Below are 26,211 nucleotides of genomic sequence, written 5' to 3'. Positions count from 1 at the left end.
AGTCCATTTACAGTTTGTACGCTGTAGAATGAACTGCTTTTGTTATTACCGTCTGATAAATTTCTTTTTAATTTCTGATTCACCATCTGAAAGCCAGTGACAGACAATATCACTTTCTTCCAGAATTTCTGTAAACGATTTCATTTCATCCTGAATTCCTTTTCCATGAAAAACCCGGTAAGCCCCTGCGTCACTGCCCGGAGCAACCTTTACTCCAAGTTTAAATGCCTTTCTGACATTCTCTTCTGCAAATTCTATGATCGGCTTCAGCGTTTCATCCGCATAACGCCCGTCACCCAGAAGATTACGCACTGTGACCAGCGTCGGAACCCATACTGTATCACTCTCTGCCAGCATGTTAAGACTTTCTTCATTCATGTAGTTCCCATGCTCCAGACTGTCCACACCGGCTTCCACTGCTGCCTGAACACCATAGTCCCCGTTAGTATGAGACATCACGGCCATACCCTCTTCATGTGCAATATGTACCATCTCTTTCACTTCAGCCGCATCCAGCGGTGTTCCCGTGACAGCTCCGTGTGCATTGAAATCCATGATTCCTGTAGTCATGATCTTAATAAAATCCGCACCTGCATTTATCGCCTCAAGCACACGACCATGAAATTCCCGCATTGTTGCAAAGCTTTTTCCAACAATGGAACCATAGTGTCCCTCTTTGTGGATTGCAAATACAGGAGTCCGGTAATCAATACCGTATTCCGGCGCAAGTTCTTTCGCTCTCGCGGAAACGCCCAGTGCATCGCCACCATCACGTACAAAAGTAATATCTCTGTCCTGATAAGCTTTCAGATGCTCTCTTATTATCTGGTCATCCGGACCATTCTTATGCATATCAATTGCCTGACGGTAATTCACACCATCCATAATTATATGCGCATGACATTCTCCAAACATTGCTCTTTTCCTCTGATTTATACCTTTTATCCTGCTATCCACACTCCCTATGCAGAAACATATTGCATCACATATTATCTGCATACAGACTGCTCAGCTCCTAAACTATTTCTCAAAGAAATTACGGATTTCCGTCTCTGTTGCCTGTACAGACCCCTGCACAAAGAATGGCTTTCCGCCGCCCCTTCCATTTAATGCAGCATTCATTTCTTTTGTATACTGGCGAAGATCTCCGTCAATCTCACCCATTGCATATTTATAGCTTCCATCTTCATTTTTGGAAAATACTGCGCAGCATCCCTGGCAGGTGTTCATCACTGCATCTGCAAGTTTACGTACAGAATCTGCTTCCAGTCCCTCTTTGAAGATCAGGACACTTCCTGCACCTTCCCACTTCTTTGCCTCTGCCTGGAACATTTCTTCCTCCATACGGGCTGCCTGTCCTTTCAGGCGGAAGTTCTCATCATGCAGACGCTGTACTGCATCTGCTGTCTTTTCCATCTTTGCAGAAAGCTTTACGGAAATCTGGTGGTTCTGCTCATTTACCATATTCAGATAATCCAGAACACGTTTACCGCAGATCATCTCCATACGGATACCATCACGGAACTTCACTACAGAGAGAAGTTTCACCATTCCAATCTCCCCTGTATGAGTTACATGAGTTCCACAACATGCACATACGTCCACTCCCGGGAAAGTCACGATACGAACCTGTCCGGTCAGTTCTTTCTTGCTTCTGTAATCCAGAGCCTGAAGTTCCTCTGCAGTCGGATAAGTGATCTGTACTTCTTTATCTTCCCAGACTCTCTCATTCACTTCCTGCTCGATTTCTGCCAGCTGAGCTTCATCCAGCATACCATTCAAATCTACAGTGATCACATCACCTCCCATATGGAAACCTACATTATCATAACCATACTTTGCATGGATAATACCACTGACCATATGCTCTCCTGAATGCTGCTGCATCAGATCAAAACGGCGTGTCCAGTCAATCTTTCCTTCAACCTTCACACCCACTTCCAGAGCCTTGTCCGTATAATGGAGCAATTCACCATCCTTCTCATGAACCTCTGTTACCTTCGCATCACCCAGAGTTCCTACATCACTCGGCTGACCGCCGCCTTCCGGATAGAAAGCACTCTCGTCCAGAATTATTGCGTAGCCTTTTTTCCGCTCTCTGCACTCTACAACGGTTGCTGTGAATTCTTTTTTATATACATCTTCATAATATAAACGTCTTGTCTCTGTCATTGTTTGTTATTCTCCTTTTACGGACTATCTTAGAGTATGTACTCTCATTTGTCCTCAAGTATAGAGCAAAACTATCTACTTATCAAGACTATCTATAGAAGATATTAATCATGCAAGCACATCGTTATTATTCACAGTTATTATTCACAGTTATTATTCACACCGTCCTCAGTAACATTACATCCATTATAGTTTCTTTAAAACTTTTCTAAGATATGAATCCATTCCTCCCTCTTCTGCGTTATAATTAAATGAACAGGGACAAAGGAGACAGTAATGATCACAGAAAAACAATATCTGGAATATCTGATTACGCAATACCAGAACTTAATATACTCGATCTGCCTGAAGTCCGTCGGTAATCCATTTGATGCCGAGGATCTTACTCAGGAAGTATTTCTGTCTGCCTATAAGAACCTGTCCCGTTTTGATGGCACTTATGAGAAAGCCTGGCTAAGTAAGATCGCAGTTCGGAAATGTCTGGACTATCTGAAAGCCGCCGGGCGCCGCAGTATTCCTACTGAGGATACATACTTTTCTCAGCTTCCGGATCAGCAGTCTTCTCCTGAAGATGAATACATGCTTACAGACTCCGATGCCCGGGTAAGGGCATTATGTATGCAACTGAAAAGTCCTTACAAAGAAGTTGCTTATGCTCATTTCTGTCAAGAACTGTCTGTATCCGAAATCGCACACCGTACAAACAAAAATCCGAAAACGATCCAGACCCAGCTCTACCGTGCAAGAGCTATGTTAAAAAAGATGCTTGAAAGGAGTGATTAGATGCATATTGATAAAAACGATTTAATAGAATTTGACAACAGTACTATGAACACTCAGGAAGTCATCGAGTTTCTATCGCATCTGGATCACTGCGATTCATGTCTCGATCAGATGATAGAACAGGAAAGCCACAGTTTGGCCACTGCTCCCTCCTATCTGACAGAGCAGATATTAAATAAAACTGATTCCGGCGAAATACAATTCGCAAGGGCTGCAGATAAAGCTTCGCGCAAGGTCCAGCTTTTGCGATACAGCCTGCAGACTGCTGCCGGTGTCGCGGCTGCACTGCTTCTTCTGTTCAGCATTCCGAGTGTAGATTTCTCAGAATTGAGATCAAATCATTATTCTACTCAGAGTGAACGTACCGTACCGGAACGCAGCGGCAACCAACTTTATGATTTTTCCAGAGGAGTGAACCAGAGCATCTGCGATGGTACCAGTTCTCTGGCTCAGTATATCAGTGATTTTTCCAGCAAAATAATGAATGGAGGCAAATAAAGTATGCAAAAACAAAAACGTGGATTCTGGCTTTTTATCTTTTCCTTAATCCCGGGCGCAGGAGAAATGTATATGGGATTTAAGAAGCAGGGACTCAGTATTATGCTGCTGTTCTGGGGTGTATTTGCTGTAGGCTCATTTACCGGAATGGACTGGCTTATCTTCCTGATCCCGATCATCTGGTTCTACAGCTTCTTTAATGTGCACAACCTGAAATCTCTCTCAGAGGAAGAATTCTATTCCATAGAAGACTCCTATGTCTTTCATATGGATGAACTGGCAGGAGATATCAGTTCTCTGGTCAGTCATCACAGGAAGCTGACTGCAATTCTGCTGATCATTCTCGGAGCTTCTATCCTGTGGAATAATATTGTAGATTTCTTCTACATGATCCTTCCAGGATATCTGGCCGATGTTCTTGGAACCTTCGCATATCATTTGCCACAGCTGGTAATTGCAGTATGTATTATTCTTGCAGGAATTTATATTCTTACCCGTAAGAAAGATGAACTGAATGATAAGCAGATAAACAGCCATAAGGAAGAAGAACATTACTGGACACCTTATCGCCCGTATCAGCAAAATATCAACGATATGCCTCATATGGACGTAAGCGCAAATACGCCTGCCACTCAGCAGCAGACAGAACCGCAGAATGCCGCACCTGTTGTTGATACTCTGTATTCGGAAATTACTTCCTCTGAACCAGAAGCAGAAAATAAAAATGTAGCTGAAAATCAGTCTGATTCTCTCAGTAATTCTGATTCCAGTTCAGACTCCCAGACTGCATGATAGTTACAGTCATAAAACAAAAAATCCGGTTCTCTTCAGATCAGATATCTATTTACCATTTACCTGATCCATTAAGACGAATGAATGCTTTCTTTTTACTGGACTAATTCGATTCAAACGAGAGTTCGCAATTGAAGCAGGGGACTTACTTAATTCGATTAAAAAATGCGACTCAGATATCCATCATATCTGAATCGCATTTTTCTTTTACACAGACACCGAAACTTCTCCAAAAGATAATATCGTCTCATGTCCGTTCTCTTCCCGTACTTTCAACCGTCCGTCGCTGCATATCTCTAATGCAAATGCCTTTCTGGAAGAGGTTCCATCTGTAATTGTAACCTGATGTCCCGGGATCATATTGTGCTCCACATAATCCGGGGACAGTTTCAAATCTTCGATTTCTTTTCTCAGTTCGTTTACGATCATTGCCGCTAATCTGTTACGGTCTGTTTTTTCTGCATCCTCACGACTCTGATAAAGTGCTCCGGCAACATCTTTCAATGATTCGGGCAGCATCTTCGGTTCCAGATAAATGTTCAGTCCCATGCCCACTACTACAAACTCTATATTTCCACTCTCAAAGTCGGTGACAGCCTCTGTGAGAATTCCGCAGACTTTTTTTCCATTATAGAACAGGTCATTGACCCACTTGATATCCAGCTGAATCCCGCAAATCTGCTCAACAGCCCTGTACACTGCCACTGCTGCCGCTGTAGTGATCAGCAGACTGTCATGTATGGTTCCCTGAGGTTTCAGGATCACACTCATATAAAGCCCCGCATCTGCCGGTGAATAGAACTCCCGTCCGCGTCTGCCTCTGCCTGCAGTCTGACTTCTGGCAATTACAAATGCGCCGTGCCTTGCTTCCCCGATCATAGCCTCTTTCTTAGCTGTCTGATTCGTGGATTCCAGTTCATCATAAATATCGATCCTAACCTCCGGATCATCCAAGAATAACCGGATTGCCTCCTGAGACAACCGATTGGTATCTTTTGCAAGCATATATCCTTTATTCGGTCCTGCCTCAATATGATATCCTTCTTCCCGAAGTGCCTTCACTGCCTTCCACACTGCCGCTCTGGTACATCCCAGCTCACCGGCAATACTCTCACCTGAGAGCACTTCCCCTTTATTCTTCTCTAACATTTCCAAAAGACTTGATTTTACAGTCATCTTTACCCCTTTTATGATATGTTCCATATCCTGTTATGATATATTTTTAATCATACCATTTCTGACAACTTTTGTCTAATATTTAGTAAAAATCCAAGCTTTTGTTACTGTTCACTCCGCGCCCAGCAACACGCTTCGTGATGCACAGACAAGTGAGTGGTATAGTTATTTCGAAAATGATGTATTAGTATTCCGACCTGATCAATTATCAGTCAGAATAGCGACTGCCCCTGAAAATACCACTATAAACCCAAAGATCAGGGCAATGATATCCGTGGAATGAAAATCAATATTAAAGATCATTCCCCCTGCGATCATCACCTCCAGAGTAACGATCACTCCCAGGATCACTGCCATTGTCTTTGAAAATTTGTGGTTCTTATTTCTTCTGATTCTCTGTGTGGTATTTGCTGTATTTGTCATTTCTTTCTCCTCCTTAAAATCTTCTCTGTTCGGCCGAAACCGAACATATATTCCGAACATATATTCGCTTTTGACTTATAATACCACACTCCATTCGAAAATGGAAGAGTTTTTTCGAACATTTGTTTTGTTTTTTTATAAATCAAAAGGACTGCCATGCTAATCACTTAACACAACAATCCTCTTATCCAATTTCATTATTCTAATTATATTGTAACTCTCTACATGAACTGCGCAAATACAGATGCCCCGACAACTGTCAGCAGACCAGCAACTGCAATTGCAAGACTACTCATAGCACCTTCTACTTCACCAAGTTCCATTGCCTTGGCTGTACCAATGGCATGGGCAGAAGTTCCAAGTGCAAGACCTTTGGCAATCGGCTCTTCGATGTGTGCCAGTTTGATCACTGTCTCTGCGATCATGTTTCCGAGAACTCCTGTGATGATGATAACTGCAACTGTGATCGTTACGATACCGCCAAGTTCTTCGGAAACGCCCATTCCGATGGCTGTTGTAATAGACTTCGGAAGAAGTGTGACATACTGCTCATGGCTCAGTCTGAACAGCTTGGCAAGAAGCAGCACACTGACCATACTTGCGATCACACCAGAGATGATTCCGATAGCTACTGCTTTGAGGTTCTTTTTCAGAAGCTCTATCTGCTGATACAACGGAACTGCCAGGCAGACAGTCGCAGGGGTGAGCAGATAGCTGATGTACTGGCCGCTCTGATTATAAGTATCATAATCAATGTGTAATAAAGAGAGAACTGCCATTACCGCAATGATCGCGATCAGAAGCGGGTTAAAGATCGCCATCTTGAATTTTCTCTTTAAAAGAAGTCCTGCCTCATATGCGATCAGGCTGATCGCTGCGCCAAAAAATATGGAATTGCTCATAAATTGTGTCATGATTTCTTCTGTCCTTTCTTTCTGTCCATACGAATAACTGTCTGAGTAACACGCCCCGTCACAACCATAACTACAACCGTGGTAATTACAGTGATCAGAACGATCGGCACACATACAGGTTTCAGTACGCCCCATGCTGTCAGTAGTCCAACACCTGCCGGGATAAACATGACCGGCATGATCTCTATGAGAAATTCAGCTGCTTCTTTGACCTGTTCCAGCTTGATAATGTGTGTTCCCAATGCGATCAGCATGATCACCAGTCCATACACACTTGCAGGTACAGGAAGCGGGATCAGGACATGCAGTCCTTCGCCCATTGCGGATATCAGTAAAATAATCCAGAATTGTCTTACGTATTTCATTTTCAGTCTCCTCTAATTTTCGTTCTTGCATAAGCATATAAATACTTCTGCCGAAACTCTTGTCTGGTCTCTTATTCTACGACTTTTAGCAGTTCAAAACTGTTACTGTTCATATATTAACATATCCCATAATCACAGAATTTACTGTACTGCTACAGGCTTCATCATCCCATTCACCAGATCTTCATACTCCTGGGTTTCCTCAAGAGATGCTCGTCCGGTTCTCTGGATCTTTGTTACGCCCGGATACTGTCCCGGAAAAGATTTCAGCATGATTCCATCGCCGTATATTTTTACTTTATCCCCGTTTTCCAATACATCGTCGGAAATTAATTTTCCTTTTTTATTGTAAATGCCCTCTGCCGGTATGTCTGCGCTGAAAATAGTTCCATTGTTCAGATCCACAAAAACTCCGGTCTTCAGAAATTCTCCTGTCTCGATATAGATTGCAGAAATAGCATTTGCTTCCTCTTTCTGCTCTTCCTCCCTGACCATCTGTGCCTGCTTTCCCACCATATTCCAGAAAGCACCTCCCATTACGGCAAAAATGGCAATCAGAACAATCATACCGATAATAAACTTCCAGTCTCGTTCTTTTTTACTTTTCAAATATTCAACTCCTTCATATTGGTCTAACCAATCCAGGTTCGTTACGTTTTTTTATTATAACGTATTCATCACAAATTGCAAGGCTGTTTCTGAGGAAATCCTGCTGTTTTCCTTCATATATTTATATGTTTTTTAAAAAACACAAAATAATCCGGTCTGATTCGCCTGTCTGATAAGCGAAAAAAGAAAAAGCTTTTACAGGCTTCACAGGCTTTCTGTAAAAACTTTTTCTTCAATAATTTTTTAAGAAATACGCTTATTTATACAGTGGTAAGCAGTGCCTCCATATCACCTTCCAGCTCATATTCGCCGGAACCCGCTGTAATAAAGATACTGTCACCTTTCTTCACTTCCATTGTCTCGCCGCTTGCAGTGATCTTACCTGCGCCGCTCATAACCAGTACACTTACGAAAGAAGTACCGTCAGCTTCTCCTGTCAGTTTCTTTCTTCTCAGACCGTCCAGGATTACTTTGTCTACTGTAAAATATTCGCAGGATGCAACGTGTGGTCCGAAATCTCTGTCTGTAGCTGCAGGCTCACGTTTTGTTACCTGGAGAGCTTTATCTACATGAAGTTCTCTCTCTTTTCCATCCGGTCCTTTGCGTCCGTAATCGTAGACACGGTATGTAACATTAGAGTTCTGCTGAATCTCAGCGATCAGACTTCCGGCACCGATCGCATGGATAGTGCCCGGATCAATGAAGAGTACATCCCCTTTGTGGATCATTACTCTGTTCAAAACTTCCGGCAGAGTATTGTTGCGGATACGTTCTTCGAATTCTTCCTCGGAAACTTCTCTGGAAAATCCATACAGCAGACTTGCACCTTCTGCAGCATCCATTACATACCACATTTCAGTTTTACCATACTGGCCTTCGTTTTTCAGTGCATAGGTATTGTCAGGATGTACCTGAATGGAAAGATCTTTCTTTGCATCAATAAATTTGATCAGAACCGGGTATAATGAACCCATAAATTAAGACAAAAAAATCGTTGTTTTTAAGTTGGATTTCCCCTATGATTTTATAGCGAGGGAGATAAAGGATGGGATTATCCCTTCCTAAATCCAACTTAATTTTTTTAAAAAAGTGTCTTGACAAATGGGTTCACTTTAGTAAGTTACTGTTCACACACCACTATCCCGCGAGGTGTTTTGGCATGAATATGCCAAAATCCCGAGACATACAAGCCAAAATTCCATTGCCGCAGGCAATCTGGAATGAATTTTGGCTACGTTACTGTGAACGGAGTGAACAGTAACACCAGTAATCTTTTTCTCCCATACATCCGGGAATTGGACGCCATCGAAGTTTAGACGCACATACCAAAGTTCCTATATCTCCATCTTTCAGATCTATCTTATCTTCGCAGTCGCTCCAGATGATACAATCCTCTTTCAGAATTATATTGGAATCGAGTATTTCGCATGAATAGCGTTCATCTGCCGGAAATAACTTTAAGTATTTTAATCCCTGAAATTCCATTTCAATCATTGAATCTTCTTCATACTGCCGTTGTATGATTACTCTCAGAATCCTACGATCGTTTACAGGATACATATCCAGGTTTTCATTAACATATGCTCCGCTCAGATAATGCATCTCTTTGATACAGCTGTCATGGAAAAATGATGCTCTTTCCATAAATTCTTTCAGGGAATCTTCATCTCTGATCTCACTCCACTCCTGCATATTGTCACCCGCTTTCATTCTCTTGTATTTTCTTCTCTCTTAATCTATCTTTTTTGTCTTGAGTTTATTATTCAGGAATCATAGCGATTTTTTCCCACTGATAGGTTCCATTGTCGACTGTCATTACTGCCATGGTGATTTCCTGGTCGAAGCGTCTGGGGCCGCAGCTTCCCGGGTTTAGCCATAGGCGGTTGTCTATCATTTTTTCGAAATATTTATGGGTGTGTCCAAAGATTACTATCTGCGTATCTTTCAAGTCCCAGTCTACGTCTTTTTTATTGTGGGTCATAAAAAATTTTACGCCTTCTATGGTGAAGTGTAAGGTTTTCGCGATTCCTTCTGCCCAGTCTTTGTCGTTGTTTCCGCGGACTACATAAATGGAACCCATCATGCGCAGTGTATCCAGGATTTCCGGTTTGTTTACGTCACCTGCGTGGATAATGCAGTCACAGTCTTTTAAAATTTCCAGGATTTCCGGTCTGAGCAGACCGTGAGTGTCTGAGATAATTCCTATTTTTTTCATATGCCATTTCCTCACTAATCATTCTCTACGAACAGATTACTAACCCCAAAAATAACTCACATTTAATCCCTTCAAAACATTCCACAAATTTTATATACGATTACATGCAATTCATTTTTCAGGTTTCATTAATTTCATATTTAATTTTCATCAAACAGTTGTATCTTTCCATATTCCCCATCATACCCTGGGATTCTCTTCACATTTCCGGTTCTTACATTCTCAATTCCTTCTGCGATCCGTTCTCCAGCGCAGGATTTGATATCTTCTGCCGGTACGTTTCTCAGGATGTCATATTCTGTTCCCAGTGTCTGGAGCATTTGTTCAAAGCATCCCTGCACTTTCTTGCTTGCAGTGGAATATCCCATACATGCAGAGATTACTTCCGGCAGAGGTACAAGGCTTTCATATTTTTTGCCGTCTTCTTTTACAAAACCTTCGGCTCTGTCTGCAAGCTGTTCTACTCGGTGATCTACACCCATCGTCAATTTCTTTCCGCAGACAGGGCAGATTCCTCCAAGGCGTTCCGCTTCTACCGGGCTTAATGATACACCACATTTTCGGTGTCCATCAAAATGGTATTTTCCCTCTTCTGGAAAAAATTCTACTGTGCCTTCTAATCCTTCACCTGTCTGGATTGCCTGATAAAGACCCTCATAGGAACAATCAATATCCAAGAGGTTTGCCTCTCGCCCCAGCTTGGACGGGGAATGTGCATCTGAATTGGATACAAGCTGATAGCGGTCCAGTTTGGAAATTCTCCAGTTCATAGCTGGGTCAGAGGAAAGTCCGGTTTCCAGTGCATGTACATATGGTGTCAGTTCTTCAAAGCATTCCTCTACAGAATCAAATCCTGATTTCGCACCAAGAACCGAAAAATGCGGTGTCCAGATATGTGCCGGAATCAGAATTCCTTCCGGACAGACATCCAGCCTCATTTCCAGAAGATCATGACTGTCTAACCCCAGGATTGGTCGGCCATCTGAATGAATATTTCCGATTTTCTCCAAGCGCTGAGCCATGGCATCTGCTGCTTCCAGACTTGGAAGTAGGATTACATTGTGCACTTTTCTGGTTTTTCCATTTTTCTTATAAATAGAACTGATTTCACCGGAAACAACAAAGCGAGTTCCTTCTCCTGGAAACTTTCTGCTCTCTTCTCTCACATATTCATCTCTGAGTCGATACAGACCATTACCTTCTGGCTTCAGTCTTTCTCTCAATTCTTCTCTCCATACCGGATGTGTGAAGTCACCTGTTCCTATCAGAGAAATTCCTTTCTTTCTCGCCCAGAAATCCATATTCTCAGGAGTGCCCTCCTTACTCGTTGCCATGGAAAATCTGGAATGAATGTGCAGATCTCCTATCATTTTCATTCTTAATTACCTCTTGATATTTTAACGTTGTCATAATGGCAGCATAAATTATTGACATTTCACCATTTTTTAAATAAGATATTAATAGAAACGAAGTTTACAACCGTACAGCTTTAGCTAAAGCGGCTTGCTCGTTTCTTTTTTATACACACAATATCATATAGATGCAAATCTACATTTATAATTTCCAACCATTCTCTTTCAACCACAATTTATGTGCCTCATAATCCGGCATTACTTTTCCGACTTCGTCCCAAAATGCCTTCGAATGGTTCATTTCCTTCAGATGGCAGAGCTCATGAACCACCACATAATCCAACACTTCCGGCGGTGCAAGTATGAGTTTCCAGTTGAAGTTCAGATTCTTCTCGCTGCTACAGCTTCCCCATCTTGTTTTCTGTTCTCTGATGGTGATATTCCGGTAAGAAACGCCCATTAATTTTGCAAAGTAAGCTACTCTTTTTGTGATTGTTTCCTTTGTTTTTCGTATATAAACATTTCTCTTTGCTTCACTCAGATCTGCACTCAGCGGCGTCTGTTCCCGGTATTCTTTTGTACGTTCCAGACATCCCAGAACCCATTCCTGTTTTTGGTTGACAAATCTTTTAATGCGCGGCAATCTGGTTCGAAGCGGGGCACGGACAATCACATTTCCATCTCTGCGGACTTCCAGTGTCATAGTCTTTCTGGCGCTTCTTATTACCTGATATTCAAATTCTCCACAGGTAAATCTCTCCTGAGTTTTCTCTGTTTTATCTGCCATTGCTGATTCTTTCATCCATATATTTTTCCATCTCTGCTACCAGAATATCCATCTTCTCCTGAGTTTCCGGCAATGCATAAGGAACTCTGTCTGCAATCTTTTTCACATAATCATGCTCACGCATAATCTCATAGGTTTCCGGGAAATTAATGTCATAATACTGTGCAATATAGGAAACCCAATAGTCTACTTTAGAAACACGATCAGAAGACAGTACAGATTCTTTTGCCATGCAGGATGCCCATACTTTCGGTGCAATCACGCCCTCTCCTGCACCTTTTTCATCTACTCCGAGAAGTGTTTCCATTACTTCTTCCAGCTTCACTCTGCAATTATCCAGCTTGTCCGCATCACGGATCAGTTTCGCGTGAAGTAATGTTCTCTCATCAGTAATTCCTTCCAGTTTGAAGTCACTGTGCTTCTCAATTGCTGTACAGATCAGATCATCAAACCTGTCATCTTTTACAAATCTGCGGATCATTTTCTCCGGTCCGAACAGGAGCTGTGCACCATATGCCGCATGCTCCATAGTTCCCGGTTCAAAGCTGTCGAATCTCTTAATCTGCTCAAATCTTCCAATATCATGCAATAATCCGATCACCTTTGCCAACTGCACATCCTCTTCTGCAAGTCCCATTCTTCTGCTAATTTCTTCTGCATCATCTACTACACCATAAGTATGTACAATCTTCAGATGAATCTTGTCATCCTTACGGTCATATTCATCCAAATATGCTTCAAAAGCCGCCTTCGCTGCATCAAAATCTTTTGTTAAATCTAAACTTTCCATTTATATTCAAAATCCTTTCTCAACATTTTATCCGACATTTTTATCTTACATTAATGTACGGACAAAATAGTTTCTTGAAGAATCAACCTCTCCGAACATTAGTATAACACACTTTTAGCGTTCTTACCTTTTTACTGTTGCTGTCATCTCTGCCACCCTGTCCAGGATCTGTTTTTTAAGATCTTCCACATTATCGGTTCTATATTTCAATCCTGCTGCAGAGACATGTCCTCCGCCACCAAAAAACTGCAAAAGTTCATTCACATCAATCCATTTTCCATCTGAGCGGAATGAACATCTCCATACGTTTTTGCTTTCTTCATACATGGTAAATCCAAGTTTAATATCTTCACAGTCTCTGAGAATGCTTCCGATCTTGCGGAAATCTTCATATTCTATTTTCTTCTCATCCCGTTCTTTCTCATTGATCATTACATATGCCACATTTCCATCCAGAACACGTTTCGCGCTGCGGACCAGCTCGCCCCTTTTATTTAAAATATCCAATGTATCGCAGTTCATGGTCTTCATAAGTTCCTGATGATCCACACCCATGGAAAGCAAGTCTGACAATGCCAGTAAAATACCTCTGTTCGCTCTTGCCATTGCACCGGTATCGTGAAGAATTCCAAGATAAATATAGTCTGCTGCTGTCGGATGTGTCTCTGCTTCTGCTGCTTTTCTCAGCAAATCTTTATCCAGCATATGATAGACATTCTCTGCACACGCCTCCGAAACTTTTGTCCAATTCACATCTCCATATCCTTCATTAGAAGCATGATGGTCAACAACAATACTCGCAGCTGCTGCCCGAAAATATTCCAGTCCGACCATTCGTTTCAATGTCGCATTGTCACATACGATCACACAATATGGTTTCCCATCTGTATCCGGTTTCTCAAAAGGAGTAAATACTTTATCTTCCAGTACCAGTTTCTTCGGTCCGCGTTCCAGAGTCTCTGCCAGATACGGTATTACTTTATACTGAGGATAATTCACATGAATATAATGAGCAAGGCTCATCACAGATCCGGCCGCATCTCCGTCTGGATTCATATGCCCCAGAATTATAACTGTACCAAGATTATGGGACTGCATCATCTCTTTAAATGTAGAATCAAAATTAAACATCGTTATCTGCCTCCTTTTCAATAGGCTAATCTTTCTCTAATGAAACAGCTCTGACAAAATCAACTTCTGTCAGAGCTTTCCTACATTACCCTTTTTTGCTTTTTATTTTGTCTGTAACTATAAGATATCCCTGCACGATCAAATCTGTTGCTATCAGCACGATTACTGACAATATCAGACATCCTTTTACACCAAATTCGTAAAACGCAGCAAAACCACCTATCACCCAATAGACTCCTATATGTACTGCATACATCTTAGATATCTGTTTTGAAAAATAGCACAGTTTGTTATATCCGAATTTCCATTTTTCCATTATCGGCATGATCCAGAATGCAATTGCGAATACAAGGATAATACTGCAGAAACTTCCTGTTACTTTTGCAAGCCCCGGCACTCTGTACTGGCCTATCATATAATTAAAGAATCCTTCAATGCCCGGGTGCAATACGATACAGCAGATAAACCATACTACTGCTACAGTTCCACATACAACTCCACTTTTTTTGTAGAAATTTCCTTTTTCATTTTCAGGTACTCTCCGGATCACCTTTCCAAAAACATACCCAAGAAATACATAACTCAGATATGGGAAAAAGCAGAAGCTTGTTTCACCTTTTCCACCAAAAGTCATATCTAAAATCCAGTTAAGTGCCGGATTATCAGAAACCAATAAACCTGTAAACGGAGAGATAATTCCTACTATTACAGCACTTATGATATATCCACTCAGTTTTACATTTAACTTCCTGTATATTGCAAGCACAAGATAACACATACCAGCTATGAAGAATATATTTACAAATGTAAGCATAGAATACAGATTTGCATTATACAATTCTCTACTGCCTGCTGCTTCACCGGTAATAGAATTTCTTATGTTGAAGCAAATTGTCATTATTGCTGCATAACATAAATTACTTAAACCCTGATAGAATAACAGCTTTACGCCATTTTTCACCATATCCTTAGGCTGGGAATGTCTTGTAAAAGCACTTCCAAATCCCATAGTAAACAGATACAGGCAGGCACCTGTCGGCATGAACAACGCAAACATAATTTTATGTACACTTGACTCTGCTGCTTCCGCCCCTGCTATCGTCTGGAATGAATGGATAAATACGATCATGATCATCAGGAAACCTTTTACCAAATCAAGTTCCCTCTGCCGTCCTACATTCACTTCCTGGTCCTTCAAAGATATCATATTTTTCATTTTTCCTCCCGCCATCGGAACCTCCTCCCGAGAACAATCCCTGAATATCTCTCCTTTCAGATACGAAATTCAATGTCTCATTTTTCTCATGTTTAACAGATCACAGATTCAAACTTCTTATCGTGCAGGCACGAATAAATCTTTGTCCTTTTGACCCTGATATCATATGGATAGTTTAGCATAGGTGGAATAATAACTCAATAACGATGCCGGGATTTATATCTCCCGGCATTCTTCTCTTTTTTCCTAAATCCAGCTTACCTGAACAGTAGCCTGCCTCTTATCTGTAGCTTTTTTATTTTACTCTTACACTCTTCACACTGCTCCATGCAGAATATACTGTTCTTCCGTTAATCTGTCTGTAAGAACGAACTCTTACGTAATAGTAGCTTCTGCTTCTTACACCATTGATATAAAGTCTGTTTCCTGACATATATTTATTGCCTGCACCAAGGAAAAAGCGGTTGTAGCAATACTGTAACTGATATCTGTCAGCACTGTTATATCTGCTCCAGCTTACCTGAACCTGTCTGCTGTTTGTACTTGTGACAGTTGGATTTGGTGTGACAACACGGGTATTATTGCTGTTGTTCGTTGAAGCCGGAGCGCTTACAGTTCTGAATGTTTTCTTGTTTCCATAGTAACGTTTTCCGCCAAAATCAGCATACATCTGATATGTATAACTGGAGCCTGGTGATAAGGTCATTCCCAGTTCGCTGTTCACATTATACCAGATATTCATATAAGTATTGTTAACGCTTGTTGTTTCGGATTTCTGTTTGATCAGTCTTCCGGATGCATCCCAAATGCTCACTCCTGCACCTGTGAAATGAACTCTCTGTGATGTCGTAATCTTGGAATAAATCGTAGAATTGGTCTGAGTAGTTCCAACTTCCCACTCACTCCAGCTTACATTTACGGAAGTATTCATATATGCCGGATACCAGTATCCTACAATTCCCTGCTCACTTTCTGTACCTGTCCATCTTCCAATGTGCTGTCCATTGCCCCATCCACCATTTAAAGTTGTGACATTATTTCCATTGACAGCTTCTACATAAGCAACATGTCCATAGGATGAATTACCTCTTGTAATTGCAATTGCACCGACACGAGCCACATGACTGTTAATAATGTTTACCTTATTCTGATAGGTTAATAATCCACCTGGCAGTGACGGAACTTTGTATCTCGCAAATGAAACACAGTTCTTTTTTGTAGCTGCCGGAAGGCTTTCGTACTCCCATGCATAAGAGCTGTAACTATTTGCCGACAATTCATTCTCATCTTCTACATCCGGTGTGTCATCTACATTTGGCGTATCATTTACATCTGAAGTATCATCTCCTGCACCATCAGAAAATTCTGTAGACGCCTGTTCAGTGCTGCTACTGTCCATCTCCAGGCTGCTTTCATATTCTCCACCATCGGAAAACTCCGCTGCAGATGCCGGAATTGCTGTTAAGAGCATTGATGCTGCTACCAGTGATAATGTGATTTTTTTCATAACTTCCTTTGCCTTCATAATTAACTTCCTTCTGTATTCTTTAATAGATTTTGATAAAAGTTATAACTTTTTTCTTTTGATAAGCCTATTGTACAGTTCCCGGAATACAGATTTGTTTTTTTACAAAGGATTTTTGCAAAAATTTTCAAGAAAAAAGATGCCAGAGTTTTTATCCCCTGACATCCATCATTTACTGCTCTATGTAGCTTGTTTAGATTACCTTGGAAAATTCTTCATTCGTCTCCATCAGTTCCTCATAGGTTCCTTCCCCGGCTACAATTCCCTTCTTCAGAAAATACACATATTCGCAGCTCTTCAGAACATTTTTCCTATGTGTTACCATCAGACATGGAAGCTGTAAATCTTCTATTAACTGAATAATAATTCTCTCAGAATGACGGTCAAGGCTTGACGTGGATTCATCCATGATCAGAAATTCCGGTTTTCCAAGAATTGCTCTGGCGATGCATAATCTCTGGCGCTGACCGCCGGATAAATTCTTTCCGCCTTCTTCCAGAACTGTATCATAGCCGAATGGAAGCTCCTCGATCATCTCATGAATATTGCACTTTTTGCATGCTTCGATCATCTGTTCCTCAGTAATATCTCTTCCCAGAAGCAGATTATTCTTTATCGTATCAGAGAATAAGAAATTATCCTGACTGACAACGCCAATCTTGCTTCGGTAACTCTCCAGAGAATATCCCTGCAGATTCTTTCCATTAATAAGAATTTCTCCGTTCTCTGGGGTATATAACCCCTCCAGGATCTTTGTGATTGTACTCTTTCCACTTCCTGATTCACCCACAAGTGCGATCCTCTGCGTTCCCCGAACTGAAATGCTGACATGATCCAAAATCTTCTTTCCATTTCCATATCTGAAATCAATATTTTTCAGTTCAATTTTATTAATTTTTTCTTCAAAAGGAGCACCATCTGCTGCTTCTTTTGACAGCCCAATGATATCATCCAGTCTCTTCTGCGCAATTTTTCCCTCCTGCAGGATTGGCTGGAGATTGGCAATGTTCTTCAACGGATTGGAAAAATATGCTGATAAGGAATAAAACGTGATCACTTCACCGATAGTCATAACGCCCATTCCTACATATAAAATACCCATTCCCAACACGATCAGTAATCCCATACTGTCTATTGCAGAAACAATCGTTTCCTGAATCTGTTCTATCATTCCTGCTGTATAAAAACTTCCTGTCAGTTTATCACTCTTTGCAGTCTGCTTTGCAAAGATATAGTTCTTAACATTTAAAGTTTTGATCGTTTCTTCACCGTCAATACACTCTTTGACATATCCCTGCGCCTCTGAGCTGTTCTCCATTACTTCATTGTTGCTTCTGCTGATAGGCCCTCTGAAAATGAACATAACTCCAACATAGATCAGCATAATAATTACATTTGCCAGGAATAATTTGCTGTTCATTCTCCATAATGTAGCACCACTTCCCAGAATAATGATCCCATCAACAAACATAACCAGTACCACACTGGAAACTGCATCTCTGACTGTGGTTAATTCATTAAATCTTGCCAGATAATCTCCCGTTGTCCGGATTCTTAATTTCTCAGAAGATAAATAGGTAATGGCTTCATTATATTTCTTATGTAACACATTATCGATTCTTCTGGACATTTTGGACATGATCAATGTTCTGCCAATCTGTACGCATGCCTGAAAGAGATATAACACTGCCAATGCGATCATGATCATTTTCAGATTCACTTCACCCGGACGGTCAATGATCAGCTCAAAAATCCCAGTTCCCAGAATTCCAATTCCAGCTATCACCAGTGAAAATAAAACCGTTGATATAATCGCCCATTTATTCTGCGGCATTAACTCCATAAAGGAAGACTGTTTCCTGACGGAAGTTCTGCTAAATGCTTTCTTTCGGTTTTCCGGATTTTTTATATTAACAACATATCCGGTAAATAAATCGTTGAATTCTTCATAAGAAATACTGATATTTCCCTTCGCAGGATCATGAATACTGACTTTGTTGCTCTTTACTTCTCTGACGATCACATAATGCATTACATTGTTCTCGCTGTTTGTGTGAATGATGCACGGCAGCAATATCTCATTGTCCCTGACTGCCTTAAAAAACTCTTCCGAAGACCCCTTCAGAACTTTCGCCTGAAATCCCAGAATTTCCAGAGTCTCTGCTATTCCATAGAGATTCGCGCCATTTTTATCTGTTTTGGATATCTCGATCAGTTTGCTGATGTCAACATTTTCTTCTCCATAATGGATCAATATATTTGCAATGCATGTTACACCGCATGTCATCTCGTCATATTGTCTGATGTATTTCATAACCAGTCTTATCCTTCCCCTGTATTTGTCTCTCAATTTATCTGCTTCGCTACGCAGCTCTATACCAAATTCAGTATACCAAATTTCCACTCATTCCTGCATATTTTTTTACAATTACAATACAAATTACCACTCAAAAAATATTACCTGCCAGAGCAAAACATAAGGAGGCAAACATCTTGCCCCCTTAAAGTAATGCTAATACATTCTATATGGCTGCTGGCACAGTCTGTCAATCCATGTATTAGAATAAAACCCAACGATATTTGAAATTATTACATCCGTGACATCCCCATGACCAGAGCTGAATCCAAAATGTAAATTTCTTACCACATTTATTACATTTCCACTTTCCTGCTGCTACCTCTCTCATTTCTTCCTTAGATACTTCTCTCATATTCTTTTCCTCCTGATTTTTAATTTCCAAAAATGTTTGGCTTTTGTTTTCTTTTGATAAGCCTATTGTAGCTTTTGGGAAATACATATTTGTTATGAAAACGGAGGAAAATTTTATTTTTTCAATTGTTTATTTCTGTTCCTGTAAGATTTTTGAGTGAATCCATATTCTTAATCGGATTATCCTGCAGATATAACTCCTTAAGATTTGTCATGTCGGCTAAGGGTTCTACATCCTCTATTAGATTTCCGTCCAAATTTAATTTTTCAAGTTTCTTAAGATCTTTCAGAGCTGATATATCCTTTATCTGATTTCCATACAGTACCAGTTCTTCTAAATTGACAAGCCCGGACAAAGCGTCAATATCCGTAATATTATCACTGCTTAACCATAAATTTTTCATTTCTGTCATTCCTGTTAATGGTTGCAAACTTCCAAGATCCGCTCTAGTAACCGTCAAATCTGTTAACGTAGTCAAACCATCTAAAACATCAAGCGAATCTATTGCATATCCATCCAGACTCAATTGTTCCAATCCCACTACCTCTCCCAGTGCTTCATTATTTTCTACTCTACATTCTCTTAAATACAACTTTCGAAGATTCGGAAACTTTTTCAGATCATTTAATGTCGTAAACTCCTGTGGCGCAAGCATTACACATTCACCGTCATTTGTCTTAAACACATATTCATTTTCTTTATTTTCTGAATATACTCTTACTACATACTGAGAGTCTATATCAATTCCCGTTACAGATTCAATATCTGTATAAGTTACATTGTCCTTCCCAAAAGCTTTGCATATGGACTCTCCAAAGTTTTCATCTTCCCATTGGATGATTGATTTATCCTCATTTTGTACTTCGTTTAACAACAAAGACATTTCTCGATCATCTGCTTAATTTACTAAGACTTCCCATACCCAAAATGGGCTTTGCACCATGAAAATTCAATATTTCAGCTAACAAAATAACGATTTATGCCACCTTAACCTGTGGATGAAGCGCATTGCGCAGATATTCTGGCAGTCTGGATTCAAAATCAGAAGCGAAAGCGGATATCTGTTCGTCACTTAATTTCAGAATCTCCTGAAGGCTTGCCTTTAAAGCATCCATCAGGATGCCAAGGGAGCGACAGAAAGTAATATCTGCCATTTCGTCTACAAGGAAAAAGAATAATTTACCTAATGTGCGTTGATCTTCGTTTTGTCGCTGCTCCATCGCAAGCAGCATATATCTGGTAAACACGATTGCTGTATGAGCAGTCAGCGCATCATATGATAAGCTATGGCACTCGCCGATAAGATTAAGCATGGACTTACAGGTTTTGAAAAACACTTCAATCTGCCAGCGTTTTCCATAGATACGGATGACCTCTTCTTCGGAAAGATCTGTATCGGTGCATACAAAAGCAAGCCAATCCTTACGGTTAGCCTTATTCCTGACACAGACGATTTTAGCCGGAATCGGATTTTCTTTTCCAATCTTTACATCAACGGAAAGCAGATATTTTGATCTTCCTCTGCGTTTCTTGTTTCTGGAATAAATTTCCTTGATATTGAGCTGCTCTCCACAGTATTCATACTTGATGCGTGAACTCTTCTTGATCATGGCGATTACGTCCATCCCTTTTGATTTAATATCTGTTATCTGGGATGGATTGGAAAACCAGGAATCAAAAAGGACATAATCAGCAGATAATCCGGCCGTGGTTGCAGTATCCAGAAGAGTCATCATGGCCTCCGGTGCTTTTGTTTGAGCAAGTTTCCAACGTTTTCCGGCAATTGTTCTTTTATCAAATGCCTTCGTTGGACCAATCACGTTGGACTCCTTAGATGAAGCCAGAAGACAACTGTTTACAGGGATCAGCGTGTTTCCATCACTCCAGCTTAATGTAAGCATACGGTAGCCCTTTTTGTAGTTCATGTCAGTGTGATCGAAGACTTTAGAACCAAGCTCGGTCTTCTTACAACTGGTACGATTGAAAAGACTATCATCAATGATAAAGACATTTTTCCTGGATTCATCTGTCAGTTTTTTGATATCGTTGTTGACGATATCAGCAGCAAGAAGCGAGGTAAAACGGAGCCAGTTAGTCTTTGAAGAGTTCAGGAAACGATAAAAGGTATTCTTGGAGAAATCTTCACGAAAAGATCCAGTGCGTTGCTGCATATACATGCTGCGACCTGCAAAGATGTTGCCAAGTTTGTATCTCAGAAGAGAAATAGCAGGAACACCTTTCTCTTTTGTCCCATTACATTTTTTCAAAAGCTCACCTACATGATGTCTTGAAAAAAATCTCTGAATACAGTCAAGTAATGCTACCTCATTAGTGCTATTCTGTGTTAAAATGGACATGGCATAAATCTCCTTTGTAAAAATGGTTTCTCGACAATTCCATTATACCAAACGGAATGTATTTATGCCTTTTTTATTGGCTGAAATATTGAATTTTCAAGGTTCAGCACACCTTAAAGGTGTGGGAAGTTTAAGTTAAATATAAAAACCCACAAAAAACATAATTATAAATGATATATCTTATATACTCTGCAATCTCGAAAACTATTCTGGATACGAAAATTTCCATAAAAACAACCTGTACATCACCCAAAGGGGAACTATAATCATGACAAAGATTAAAAACACAAAGAAGGGCATGGCAAAAAAGACATTAAGTATGTCACTTGTTGTTGCAATGCTTGCTACTTCTAATGTGCCGGTATGGGCTGCTGAGTTCAGCGATGGTACTGATGCTGCCGTTGAGACTGAAGCTCCGGCTGCTGAAACATTTTCTGATGATGCTACAGAAGCTCCGGTTGTAGAAAATACTACTGACGTGACAGATGTTGCAACTGCAACTGCACCTAAATTAACATTAGCAAATTGGACAGGCGCTTTGGTTGTATCTGGTGATCTTAAAGATGGTAGCACTGATGTTGCAAACTTTGATTATAAAGTTCGTATTGATGGCAAAGAAGTTGTTGGTCATTCAGGAACTTATACTGGAAGTGCTACAAGTGTTGCTGATTTAAATAGTAAATTAACATCAGCTACTTTTGTATCTACTGATGCTGGTCATATTGTATCTGTAGAGATTACAGGAACGGGTGCTAATGCTGGATTTAAAACTACAATTGAAGGCATTGAAATTAAGAGTGTAGATGTTTCATCTGCGACATTAAATCTTGGTGGCGCAACTGTAGCTTATACTGGTAAACAGGTGGCATTTAGTGATACTCAGATTGCTGGATTTACAATTGCTGGTATTTCAGGTCTTTCATATAATGACTTTAAGTATACATATGAGGGAGACGATCTTGTAAATGCTACACCTGCTGGAAAAACACTTCAGGTTGTTGCTACTGTAGACAAAGCAGGATATACAGGACAGATTAAAGCACCTTTTATAATTAACAAACGTAAAGTGAACCCATTTGTCAAGACACTTTTTAAAAAAAATTAAGTTGGATTTAGGAAGGGATAATCCCATCCTTTATCTCCCTTGTTTACCCACTAAGTGTGGATATATGAACTGTCAAGGGTGTGCTGCCTGGCAGCTTCCGGAGGAACCCTTTACAGTTCATATATCCGCGCTTACCCTTCGGGGAGGGAGAGACAGGATGATTACCTGTCCCAGTAGACTTCCTCTGGCGTGCGGTATTTTAACCGTGAGTGTGGACGCTCGTGATTATAAAAGTTCATGTAATTATTGATACCGATACGTGCGTCTCTTGGTGTCTCATATGCATTTGGATACACATCCTCATATTTTATGGTTCGCCAGAGCCTTTCCACAAATATATTGTCGTAGGCACGACCACGGTGATCCATACTGATCCTGGATCCGGCATCCAGAAAAATCTGTGTGAATTTGGGGCTTGTAAAATGACTTCCCTGGTCAGAATTCATGATCTCAGGCCTGGATACCTTCAATGCTTTGTGGCTGGTATCCAGAACAAATCCTATTTCCATGGTGTCACTCAGCTGCCAATGCAGCACAAACCGTGAGTACCAATCGATGATTGCCACCAAATAAAGCCAATCTGTTTTGACTGGTATATAGGTAATGTCGATGGATCAAACCTGATCAGGATGGTCGATTTTAAGCCCTTTCAGTAGGTAGGGATATATTTTATTGGTCGGCTCCAGTCTGCTTGTATTTTGCCGTGGATATACGGCCTGTATGCCCATTTCCCGCATATGCCGAAGGACTGCTTTGTGATTGATCGGATAATGCTCTTTTTCATTAAGATACCAGCAAATACGGCGATATCCATACATTGGGTATCGGGTATAGATTTTGTCAATCAACTGCTTAATGTACAGATCTTCTGTGGAATGTGGAGCCGGCTGATAATAGAGCCCGCTTCTATTAAGTCCCAGAAGGCTGGCCTGTACGGAAATGGGAAGAGTTGATCCATTCATATCCACAAGCAGGCGGCGTTCCGGTACGCTAAGTTCAGAAACCAGATTTTTTTTTCAACCACTCGTTTTGAGTGGTGAGCTTGCCAATCTGAGCATATAGATCGTTGATCTCAGCTTCGCGTGCTTTTTTAGCCTTACGTTCTTTGGATGAGTTGTCCTGGAACAGTGTATACAGTTGAGTTTCTGCTTCCCGCTTCCACTTTGAAAGCATATTCGGATGAATATTGTTCTCAGCAGCAATCTCATTGATGGTACGCTCGCCTCGAATTGCTTCAAGAACAAGCTTGGATTTCTCCTCTGGTGAATGTTGTTGTCTTGCCATAGTTAGACTCCTTTCGCTATAAAATCATAGGGGAAATCCAACTTAAAAACAACGATTTTTTTGTCTTAATTTATGGGTTCATTATACAGACTTCTACTACATTCAAATATGTAGATCAGGGTGTATACTATGCATACTGCCACGCTTGGACACGTGATGAAAATGGTAAGAAAGTATTCGGCGAATGGTCCAATGCTTATCCATTCTCTGTAACAGCTATCACACCGGACGCTCCAGTTATCACAAACGTTAAAGTAAGCGGATCTACTATCAAAGTAACATACAAAGCAGCTGCAAACGCAACTGGTTACGACGTAGTACTTGGAACATCTTCCAAGAAAGAAAACGGTGAGACACGTCCATACAACTATGGCGCTCACAAAGTACTGAACCTCAAAGAAGGTACAGTAACAGCAACATTCAAGAACGTACCAAAGGGAACATGGACAGTTGGAATGCATGCATTCAACAGAACATCCGAAGACGGAAAGAAAGTCTTCAGCCCATGGTCAAACCTGAAAAAGGCTACTGTTAAATAATCCATTTGGGTAAATAATACAGATTCCTAAAAAAGAAAGCTCCAGTCATTTCGACTGGAGTCTTTCTTTTTTTACTCTAAATAAAATGTCACTAATTAAACTCTTTTATGGCATTGAATTTCTTATTATTTATCAGAAAATCTGCCAGATTGTTTATACCCTTATAATATTACATCGAAACAAAGCTAAATGTGTTCTTTTACTACAAGCTCTTTTGGATCAATGCATGGTACCTTTGAATTCTGAAAATCTTTTGGATTTCTAGAAACAATATAATCTGCTCCAAACGATAACGCACATTCCATTTGAAGGCAATCTTCAAAATCTGAGAATTCTTTATTTAAAAGCGCTCTTTCAATCTTACGTTTATCAATGCTTTCCACCTCAAACAAAGTACACAAACTTTTTAATAAAATTCTTCTTTCTTCGGGGGCATATACTTTTCTAAGAATAAAGAACATATTGGATATAGAATGTGCTGCAATACACCCTTTTATTGTGCCATCTTTACAGGCTTTAACTACACATCGTGCGGCTTCACCATAAGGTTCGCGATCCAATATATAATCTAATAGAATATTTGTATCAACTAAGATTCTCATACTTGCCCTCCCTATATTCTGCCAATTCCTTATCATAATCTAAATCTGAAAATTTTTTCCGTAATTTTTCCAAACTTTCAAAGGCAAGATCTTTCGCTTCTTGATTTTCATCTTTATAAAGCCCCCTTACGCCTTTCATAATCTGTATCATAAAAATCAATTTATCCTCTGGCATCTGTTCTAATAATTCGATTGCATCCTGTCTAAGTCTTGTCATATAACTCACTCCTTCATACAATTAAATAAATATCATACATCTGGTAAAAATTTTTATAACGTTGAATTTGCTTACTAACAATATACCATATGCCTAATGATGTTTCCATGAAAGGAATTATAAAAAATATTAAAAATTTGAAAAGTACTATATTTTCTCTAAATCTTCAACCAAAATTTCCATATAACTATAAAAAGATTATTTACTAAAAAAAAAATATAGTTATAAGTCTATTTCTCTTATATATATTCCGATATAATTTTGTCCTAAAAATAAATTTTTAATCACCGGATACACCAGAAATTCTCAGTGTTAAGACAAAGGGTTCTACAATCACTGTAACATACAAAGAATCCGCTAACTCAACAGGATATGACGTAGTTCTTGGAAAAGGTTCCAAGAAAGAACATGGCGAGACACGTCCATATCAGTATGGAACATACAAAAAATTAAATGTTAAACCAGGTGTATGCAAAGCTGTATTCAAGAACATTCCTGCAGGAACATATTATGCAGGAGTACATTCCTGGAACAGAACAGCTTCTGAAAACGATAACAAAGTATTCAGTAAGTGGTCAAATCTGGAAACTGCTAAAGTTAAATAATCCATTTGGGTAATTAATACAGATTCCTAAAAAGAAGGCTCCG

The 26,211-nt window shown here is 40.1% G+C and carries 28 protein-coding genes and 1 pseudogene; 4 read left to right on the top strand and 25 right to left on the bottom strand.

The genetic code is table 11. The annotated features are described in order from the left end of the window. Positions 1–45 precede the first annotated feature (45 nt). On the bottom strand, positions 46–915 hold the full coding sequence (locus tag ACTNES_RS05095) for an amidohydrolase family protein (protein ID WP_291814382.1): 870 nt from the start codon (positions 913–915) through the stop codon (positions 46–48). 105 nt (positions 916–1,020) lie between these two features. Then, positions 1,021–2,172, bottom strand: a complete 1,152-nt coding sequence (locus ACTNES_RS05090) for an alanyl-tRNA editing protein (RefSeq protein WP_441038705.1) — start codon at positions 2,170–2,172, stop codon at positions 1,021–1,023. A 276-nt stretch (positions 2,173–2,448) separates the two neighbouring features. On the opposite strand from ACTNES_RS05090, the gene ACTNES_RS05085 reads away from it, so the two are divergent. From ACTNES_RS05085 to ACTNES_RS05075, 3 genes are read left to right on the top strand one after another with little or no spacing between them, the layout of a single operon-like run. Further along, positions 2,449–2,955, top strand: a complete 507-nt coding sequence (locus ACTNES_RS05085) for an RNA polymerase sigma factor (RefSeq protein WP_216458539.1) — start codon at positions 2,449–2,451, stop codon at positions 2,953–2,955. Then, positions 2,956–3,453 carry a hypothetical protein gene (locus ACTNES_RS05080; RefSeq protein ID WP_216458538.1) on the top strand — a complete coding sequence of 166 codons (498 nt, stop codon included), beginning with the start codon at positions 2,956–2,958 and terminating at the stop codon, positions 3,451–3,453. Positions 3,454–3,456: 3 nt separating this feature from the next. Further along, positions 3,457–4,245 carry a hypothetical protein gene (locus ACTNES_RS05075; protein WP_291807745.1) on the top strand — a complete coding sequence of 263 codons (789 nt, stop codon included), beginning with the start codon at positions 3,457–3,459 and terminating at the stop codon, positions 4,243–4,245. A gap of 207 nt (positions 4,246–4,452) precedes the next feature. Here the strand turns inward: ACTNES_RS05075 and ACTNES_RS05070 are convergent, their stop codons facing one another. The 18 genes and pseudogenes from ACTNES_RS05070 to ACTNES_RS04985 form a co-directional block, all read right to left on the bottom strand. Next, the gene (locus ACTNES_RS05070; RefSeq protein WP_291814380.1) at positions 4,453–5,421 is read right to left on the bottom strand and encodes a biotin--[acetyl-CoA-carboxylase] ligase; all 969 of its coding nucleotides are present in this window, start codon (positions 5,419–5,421) and stop codon (positions 4,453–4,455) included. A gap of 201 nt (positions 5,422–5,622) precedes the next feature. Then, positions 5,623–5,844, bottom strand: coding sequence for a hypothetical protein (locus ACTNES_RS05065; protein WP_216458536.1), 222 nt, complete (start codon positions 5,842–5,844; stop codon positions 5,623–5,625). A gap of 221 nt (positions 5,845–6,065) precedes the next feature. After that, a complete protein-coding gene (locus ACTNES_RS05060; RefSeq protein WP_216460646.1) occupies positions 6,066–6,758 on the bottom strand; it encodes an LrgB family protein in 693 nt (230 codons plus the stop codon). After that, a complete protein-coding gene (locus tag ACTNES_RS05055) occupies positions 6,755–7,123 on the bottom strand; it encodes a CidA/LrgA family protein (RefSeq protein WP_291805816.1) in 369 nt (122 codons plus the stop codon). The genes ACTNES_RS05060 and ACTNES_RS05055 overlap by 4 nt, the downstream gene beginning before the upstream one ends. A gap of 141 nt (positions 7,124–7,264) precedes the next feature. Continuing rightward, on the bottom strand, positions 7,265–7,732 hold the full coding sequence (locus ACTNES_RS05050; RefSeq protein WP_291805813.1) for a hypothetical protein: 468 nt from the start codon (positions 7,730–7,732) through the stop codon (positions 7,265–7,267). A gap of 260 nt (positions 7,733–7,992) precedes the next feature. Next, complete coding sequence (locus tag ACTNES_RS05045; protein WP_291814378.1) at positions 7,993–8,706, bottom strand: class I mannose-6-phosphate isomerase; 714 nt, start codon at positions 8,704–8,706, stop codon at positions 7,993–7,995. Between the two features lie 262 nt (positions 8,707–8,968). Beyond that, positions 8,969–9,442, bottom strand: a complete 474-nt coding sequence (locus tag ACTNES_RS05040; RefSeq protein WP_291804566.1) for a hypothetical protein — start codon at positions 9,440–9,442, stop codon at positions 8,969–8,971. A gap of 49 nt (positions 9,443–9,491) precedes the next feature. Next, positions 9,492–9,947 (bottom strand): metallophosphoesterase family protein, encoded by a 456-nt coding sequence (locus ACTNES_RS05035; protein WP_441038701.1) that lies wholly within the window; start codon positions 9,945–9,947, stop codon positions 9,492–9,494. A gap of 149 nt (positions 9,948–10,096) precedes the next feature. After that, a pseudogene (locus ACTNES_RS05030) lies at positions 10,097–11,323 on the bottom strand (endonuclease Q family protein); the annotation flags it as partial. 178 nt (positions 11,324–11,501) lie between these two features. After that, complete coding sequence (locus ACTNES_RS05025; RefSeq protein WP_441038699.1) at positions 11,502–12,101, bottom strand: M48 family metallopeptidase; 600 nt, start codon at positions 12,099–12,101, stop codon at positions 11,502–11,504. Continuing rightward, positions 12,076–12,876 (bottom strand): HD domain-containing protein, encoded by an 801-nt coding sequence (locus ACTNES_RS05020; protein WP_441038697.1) that lies wholly within the window; start codon positions 12,874–12,876, stop codon positions 12,076–12,078. The genes ACTNES_RS05025 and ACTNES_RS05020 overlap by 26 nt, the downstream gene beginning before the upstream one ends. Before the next feature lie 123 nt (positions 12,877–12,999). Further along, on the bottom strand, positions 13,000–14,007 hold the full coding sequence (locus ACTNES_RS05015; protein WP_441038695.1) for a DHH family phosphoesterase: 1,008 nt from the start codon (positions 14,005–14,007) through the stop codon (positions 13,000–13,002). Between the two features lie 85 nt (positions 14,008–14,092). Continuing rightward, positions 14,093–15,238, bottom strand: coding sequence for a heparan-alpha-glucosaminide N-acetyltransferase domain-containing protein (locus tag ACTNES_RS05010; protein ID WP_441038693.1), 1,146 nt, complete (start codon positions 15,236–15,238; stop codon positions 14,093–14,095). Positions 15,239–15,518: 280 nt separating this feature from the next. Beyond that, complete coding sequence (locus tag ACTNES_RS05005; RefSeq protein WP_441038691.1) at positions 15,519–16,748, bottom strand: CHAP domain-containing protein; 1,230 nt, start codon at positions 16,746–16,748, stop codon at positions 15,519–15,521. Between the two features lie 193 nt (positions 16,749–16,941). Next, the gene (locus ACTNES_RS05000; protein WP_441038689.1) at positions 16,942–19,062 is read right to left on the bottom strand and encodes a peptidase domain-containing ABC transporter; all 2,121 of its coding nucleotides are present in this window, start codon (positions 19,060–19,062) and stop codon (positions 16,942–16,944) included. Between the two features lie 244 nt (positions 19,063–19,306). Continuing rightward, positions 19,307–19,459 (bottom strand): hypothetical protein, encoded by a 153-nt coding sequence (locus ACTNES_RS04995; protein ID WP_216458652.1) that lies wholly within the window; start codon positions 19,457–19,459, stop codon positions 19,307–19,309. Positions 19,460–19,580: 121 nt separating this feature from the next. Continuing rightward, the gene (locus tag ACTNES_RS04990) at positions 19,581–20,333 is read right to left on the bottom strand and encodes a leucine-rich repeat domain-containing protein (RefSeq protein WP_441038688.1); all 753 of its coding nucleotides are present in this window, start codon (positions 20,331–20,333) and stop codon (positions 19,581–19,583) included. A gap of 103 nt (positions 20,334–20,436) precedes the next feature. Next, entirely contained in the window at positions 20,437–21,816 is a 1,380-nt protein-coding gene (locus ACTNES_RS04985; RefSeq protein ID WP_441038687.1) for an IS4 family transposase, read from the bottom strand. A gap of 268 nt (positions 21,817–22,084) precedes the next feature. On the opposite strand from ACTNES_RS04985, the gene ACTNES_RS04980 reads away from it, so the two are divergent. Continuing rightward, entirely contained in the window at positions 22,085–22,921 is an 837-nt protein-coding gene (locus tag ACTNES_RS04980) for a hypothetical protein (protein WP_320813714.1), read from the top strand. Between the two features lie 161 nt (positions 22,922–23,082). Here ACTNES_RS04980 and ACTNES_RS04975 read toward each other — a convergent pair whose 3' ends face one another. From ACTNES_RS04975 to ACTNES_RS04955, 5 genes are all read right to left on the bottom strand, one after another. Further along, on the bottom strand, positions 23,083–23,526 hold the full coding sequence (locus ACTNES_RS04975; protein WP_441038728.1) for a transposase: 444 nt from the start codon (positions 23,524–23,526) through the stop codon (positions 23,083–23,085). A gap of 9 nt (positions 23,527–23,535) precedes the next feature. Further along, complete coding sequence (locus ACTNES_RS04970) at positions 23,536–23,883, bottom strand: IS3 family transposase (protein WP_441038726.1); 348 nt, start codon at positions 23,881–23,883, stop codon at positions 23,536–23,538. Between the two features lie 34 nt (positions 23,884–23,917). Next, positions 23,918–24,205, bottom strand: coding sequence for a transposase (locus tag ACTNES_RS04965; protein ID WP_441038685.1), 288 nt, complete (start codon positions 24,203–24,205; stop codon positions 23,918–23,920). A gap of 724 nt (positions 24,206–24,929) precedes the next feature. Next, entirely contained in the window at positions 24,930–25,346 is a 417-nt protein-coding gene (locus ACTNES_RS04960) for a type II toxin-antitoxin system VapC family toxin (protein ID WP_026650287.1), read from the bottom strand. Further along, complete coding sequence (locus ACTNES_RS04955; RefSeq protein WP_026650286.1) at positions 25,330–25,563, bottom strand: hypothetical protein; 234 nt, start codon at positions 25,561–25,563, stop codon at positions 25,330–25,332. The genes ACTNES_RS04960 and ACTNES_RS04955 overlap by 17 nt, the downstream gene beginning before the upstream one ends. Positions 25,564–26,211 lie beyond the last annotated feature (648 nt).

The sequence above is a fragment of the Blautia sp. HCP3S3_D9 genome (assembly GCF_052063845.1).
In the GTDB taxonomy this organism is placed as follows: Bacteria; Bacillota; Clostridia; order Lachnospirales; family Lachnospiraceae; genus Blautia_A.
Note: the sequence above shows the minus strand (reverse complement) of the source record. Positions and strands in the feature narration are given on the sequence as shown.

Bases quoted from the DNA above. Each gene is read 5' to 3' on its own strand.
- ACTNES_RS05095 (WP_291814382.1), bottom strand. From the start codon at position 915: ATGTTTGGAGAATGTCATGCGCATATAATTATGGATGGTGTGAATTAC.
- ACTNES_RS05090 (WP_441038705.1), bottom strand. From the start codon at position 2,172: ATGACAGAGACAAGACGTTTATATTATGAAGATGTATATAAAAAAGAA.
- ACTNES_RS05085 (WP_216458539.1), top strand. From the start codon at position 2,449: ATGATCACAGAAAAACAATATCTGGAATATCTGATTACGCAATACCAG.
- ACTNES_RS05080 (WP_216458538.1), top strand. From the start codon at position 2,956: ATGCATATTGATAAAAACGATTTAATAGAATTTGACAACAGTACTATG.
- ACTNES_RS05075 (WP_291807745.1), top strand. From the start codon at position 3,457: ATGCAAAAACAAAAACGTGGATTCTGGCTTTTTATCTTTTCCTTAATC.
- ACTNES_RS05070 (WP_291814380.1), bottom strand. From the start codon at position 5,421: ATGACTGTAAAATCAAGTCTTTTGGAAATGTTAGAGAAGAATAAAGGG.
- ACTNES_RS05065 (WP_216458536.1), bottom strand. From the start codon at position 5,844: ATGACAAATACAGCAAATACCACACAGAGAATCAGAAGAAATAAGAAC.
- ACTNES_RS05060 (WP_216460646.1), bottom strand. From the start codon at position 6,758: ATGACACAATTTATGAGCAATTCCATATTTTTTGGCGCAGCGATCAGC.
- ACTNES_RS05055 (WP_291805816.1), bottom strand. From the start codon at position 7,123: ATGAAATACGTAAGACAATTCTGGATTATTTTACTGATATCCGCAATG.
- ACTNES_RS05045 (WP_291814378.1), bottom strand. From the start codon at position 8,706: ATGGGTTCATTATACCCGGTTCTGATCAAATTTATTGATGCAAAGAAA.
- ACTNES_RS05040 (WP_291804566.1), bottom strand. From the start codon at position 9,442: ATGAAAGCGGGTGACAATATGCAGGAGTGGAGTGAGATCAGAGATGAA.
- ACTNES_RS05035 (WP_441038701.1), bottom strand. From the start codon at position 9,947: ATGAAAAAAATAGGAATTATCTCAGACACTCACGGTCTGCTCAGACCG.
- ACTNES_RS05025 (WP_441038699.1), bottom strand. From the start codon at position 12,101: ATGAAAGAATCAGCAATGGCAGATAAAACAGAGAAAACTCAGGAGAGA.
- ACTNES_RS05020 (WP_441038697.1), bottom strand. From the start codon at position 12,876: ATGGAAAGTTTAGATTTAACAAAAGATTTTGATGCAGCGAAGGCGGCT.
- ACTNES_RS05015 (WP_441038695.1), bottom strand. From the start codon at position 14,007: ATGTTTAATTTTGATTCTACATTTAAAGAGATGATGCAGTCCCATAAT.
- ACTNES_RS05010 (WP_441038693.1), bottom strand. From the start codon at position 15,238: ATGGCGGGAGGAAAAATGAAAAATATGATATCTTTGAAGGACCAGGAA.
- ACTNES_RS05005 (WP_441038691.1), bottom strand. From the start codon at position 16,748: ATGAAGGCAAAGGAAGTTATGAAAAAAATCACATTATCACTGGTAGCA.
- ACTNES_RS05000 (WP_441038689.1), bottom strand. From the start codon at position 19,062: ATGAAATACATCAGACAATATGACGAGATGACATGCGGTGTAACATGC.
- ACTNES_RS04995 (WP_216458652.1), bottom strand. From the start codon at position 19,459: ATGAGAGAAGTATCTAAGGAAGAAATGAGAGAGGTAGCAGCAGGAAAG.
- ACTNES_RS04985 (WP_441038687.1), bottom strand. From the start codon at position 21,816: ATGTCCATTTTAACACAGAATAGCACTAATGAGGTAGCATTACTTGAC.
- ACTNES_RS04980 (WP_320813714.1), top strand. From the start codon at position 22,085: ATGACAAAGATTAAAAACACAAAGAAGGGCATGGCAAAAAAGACATTA.
- ACTNES_RS04970 (WP_441038726.1), bottom strand. From the start codon at position 23,883: ATGAATGGATCAACTCTTCCCATTTCCGTACAGGCCAGCCTTCTGGGA.
- ACTNES_RS04965 (WP_441038685.1), bottom strand. From the start codon at position 24,205: ATGGCAAGACAACAACATTCACCAGAGGAGAAATCCAAGCTTGTTCTT.
- ACTNES_RS04960 (WP_026650287.1), bottom strand. From the start codon at position 25,346: ATGAGAATCTTAGTTGATACAAATATTCTATTAGATTATATATTGGAT.
- ACTNES_RS04955 (WP_026650286.1), bottom strand. From the start codon at position 25,563: ATGACAAGACTTAGACAGGATGCAATCGAATTATTAGAACAGATGCCA.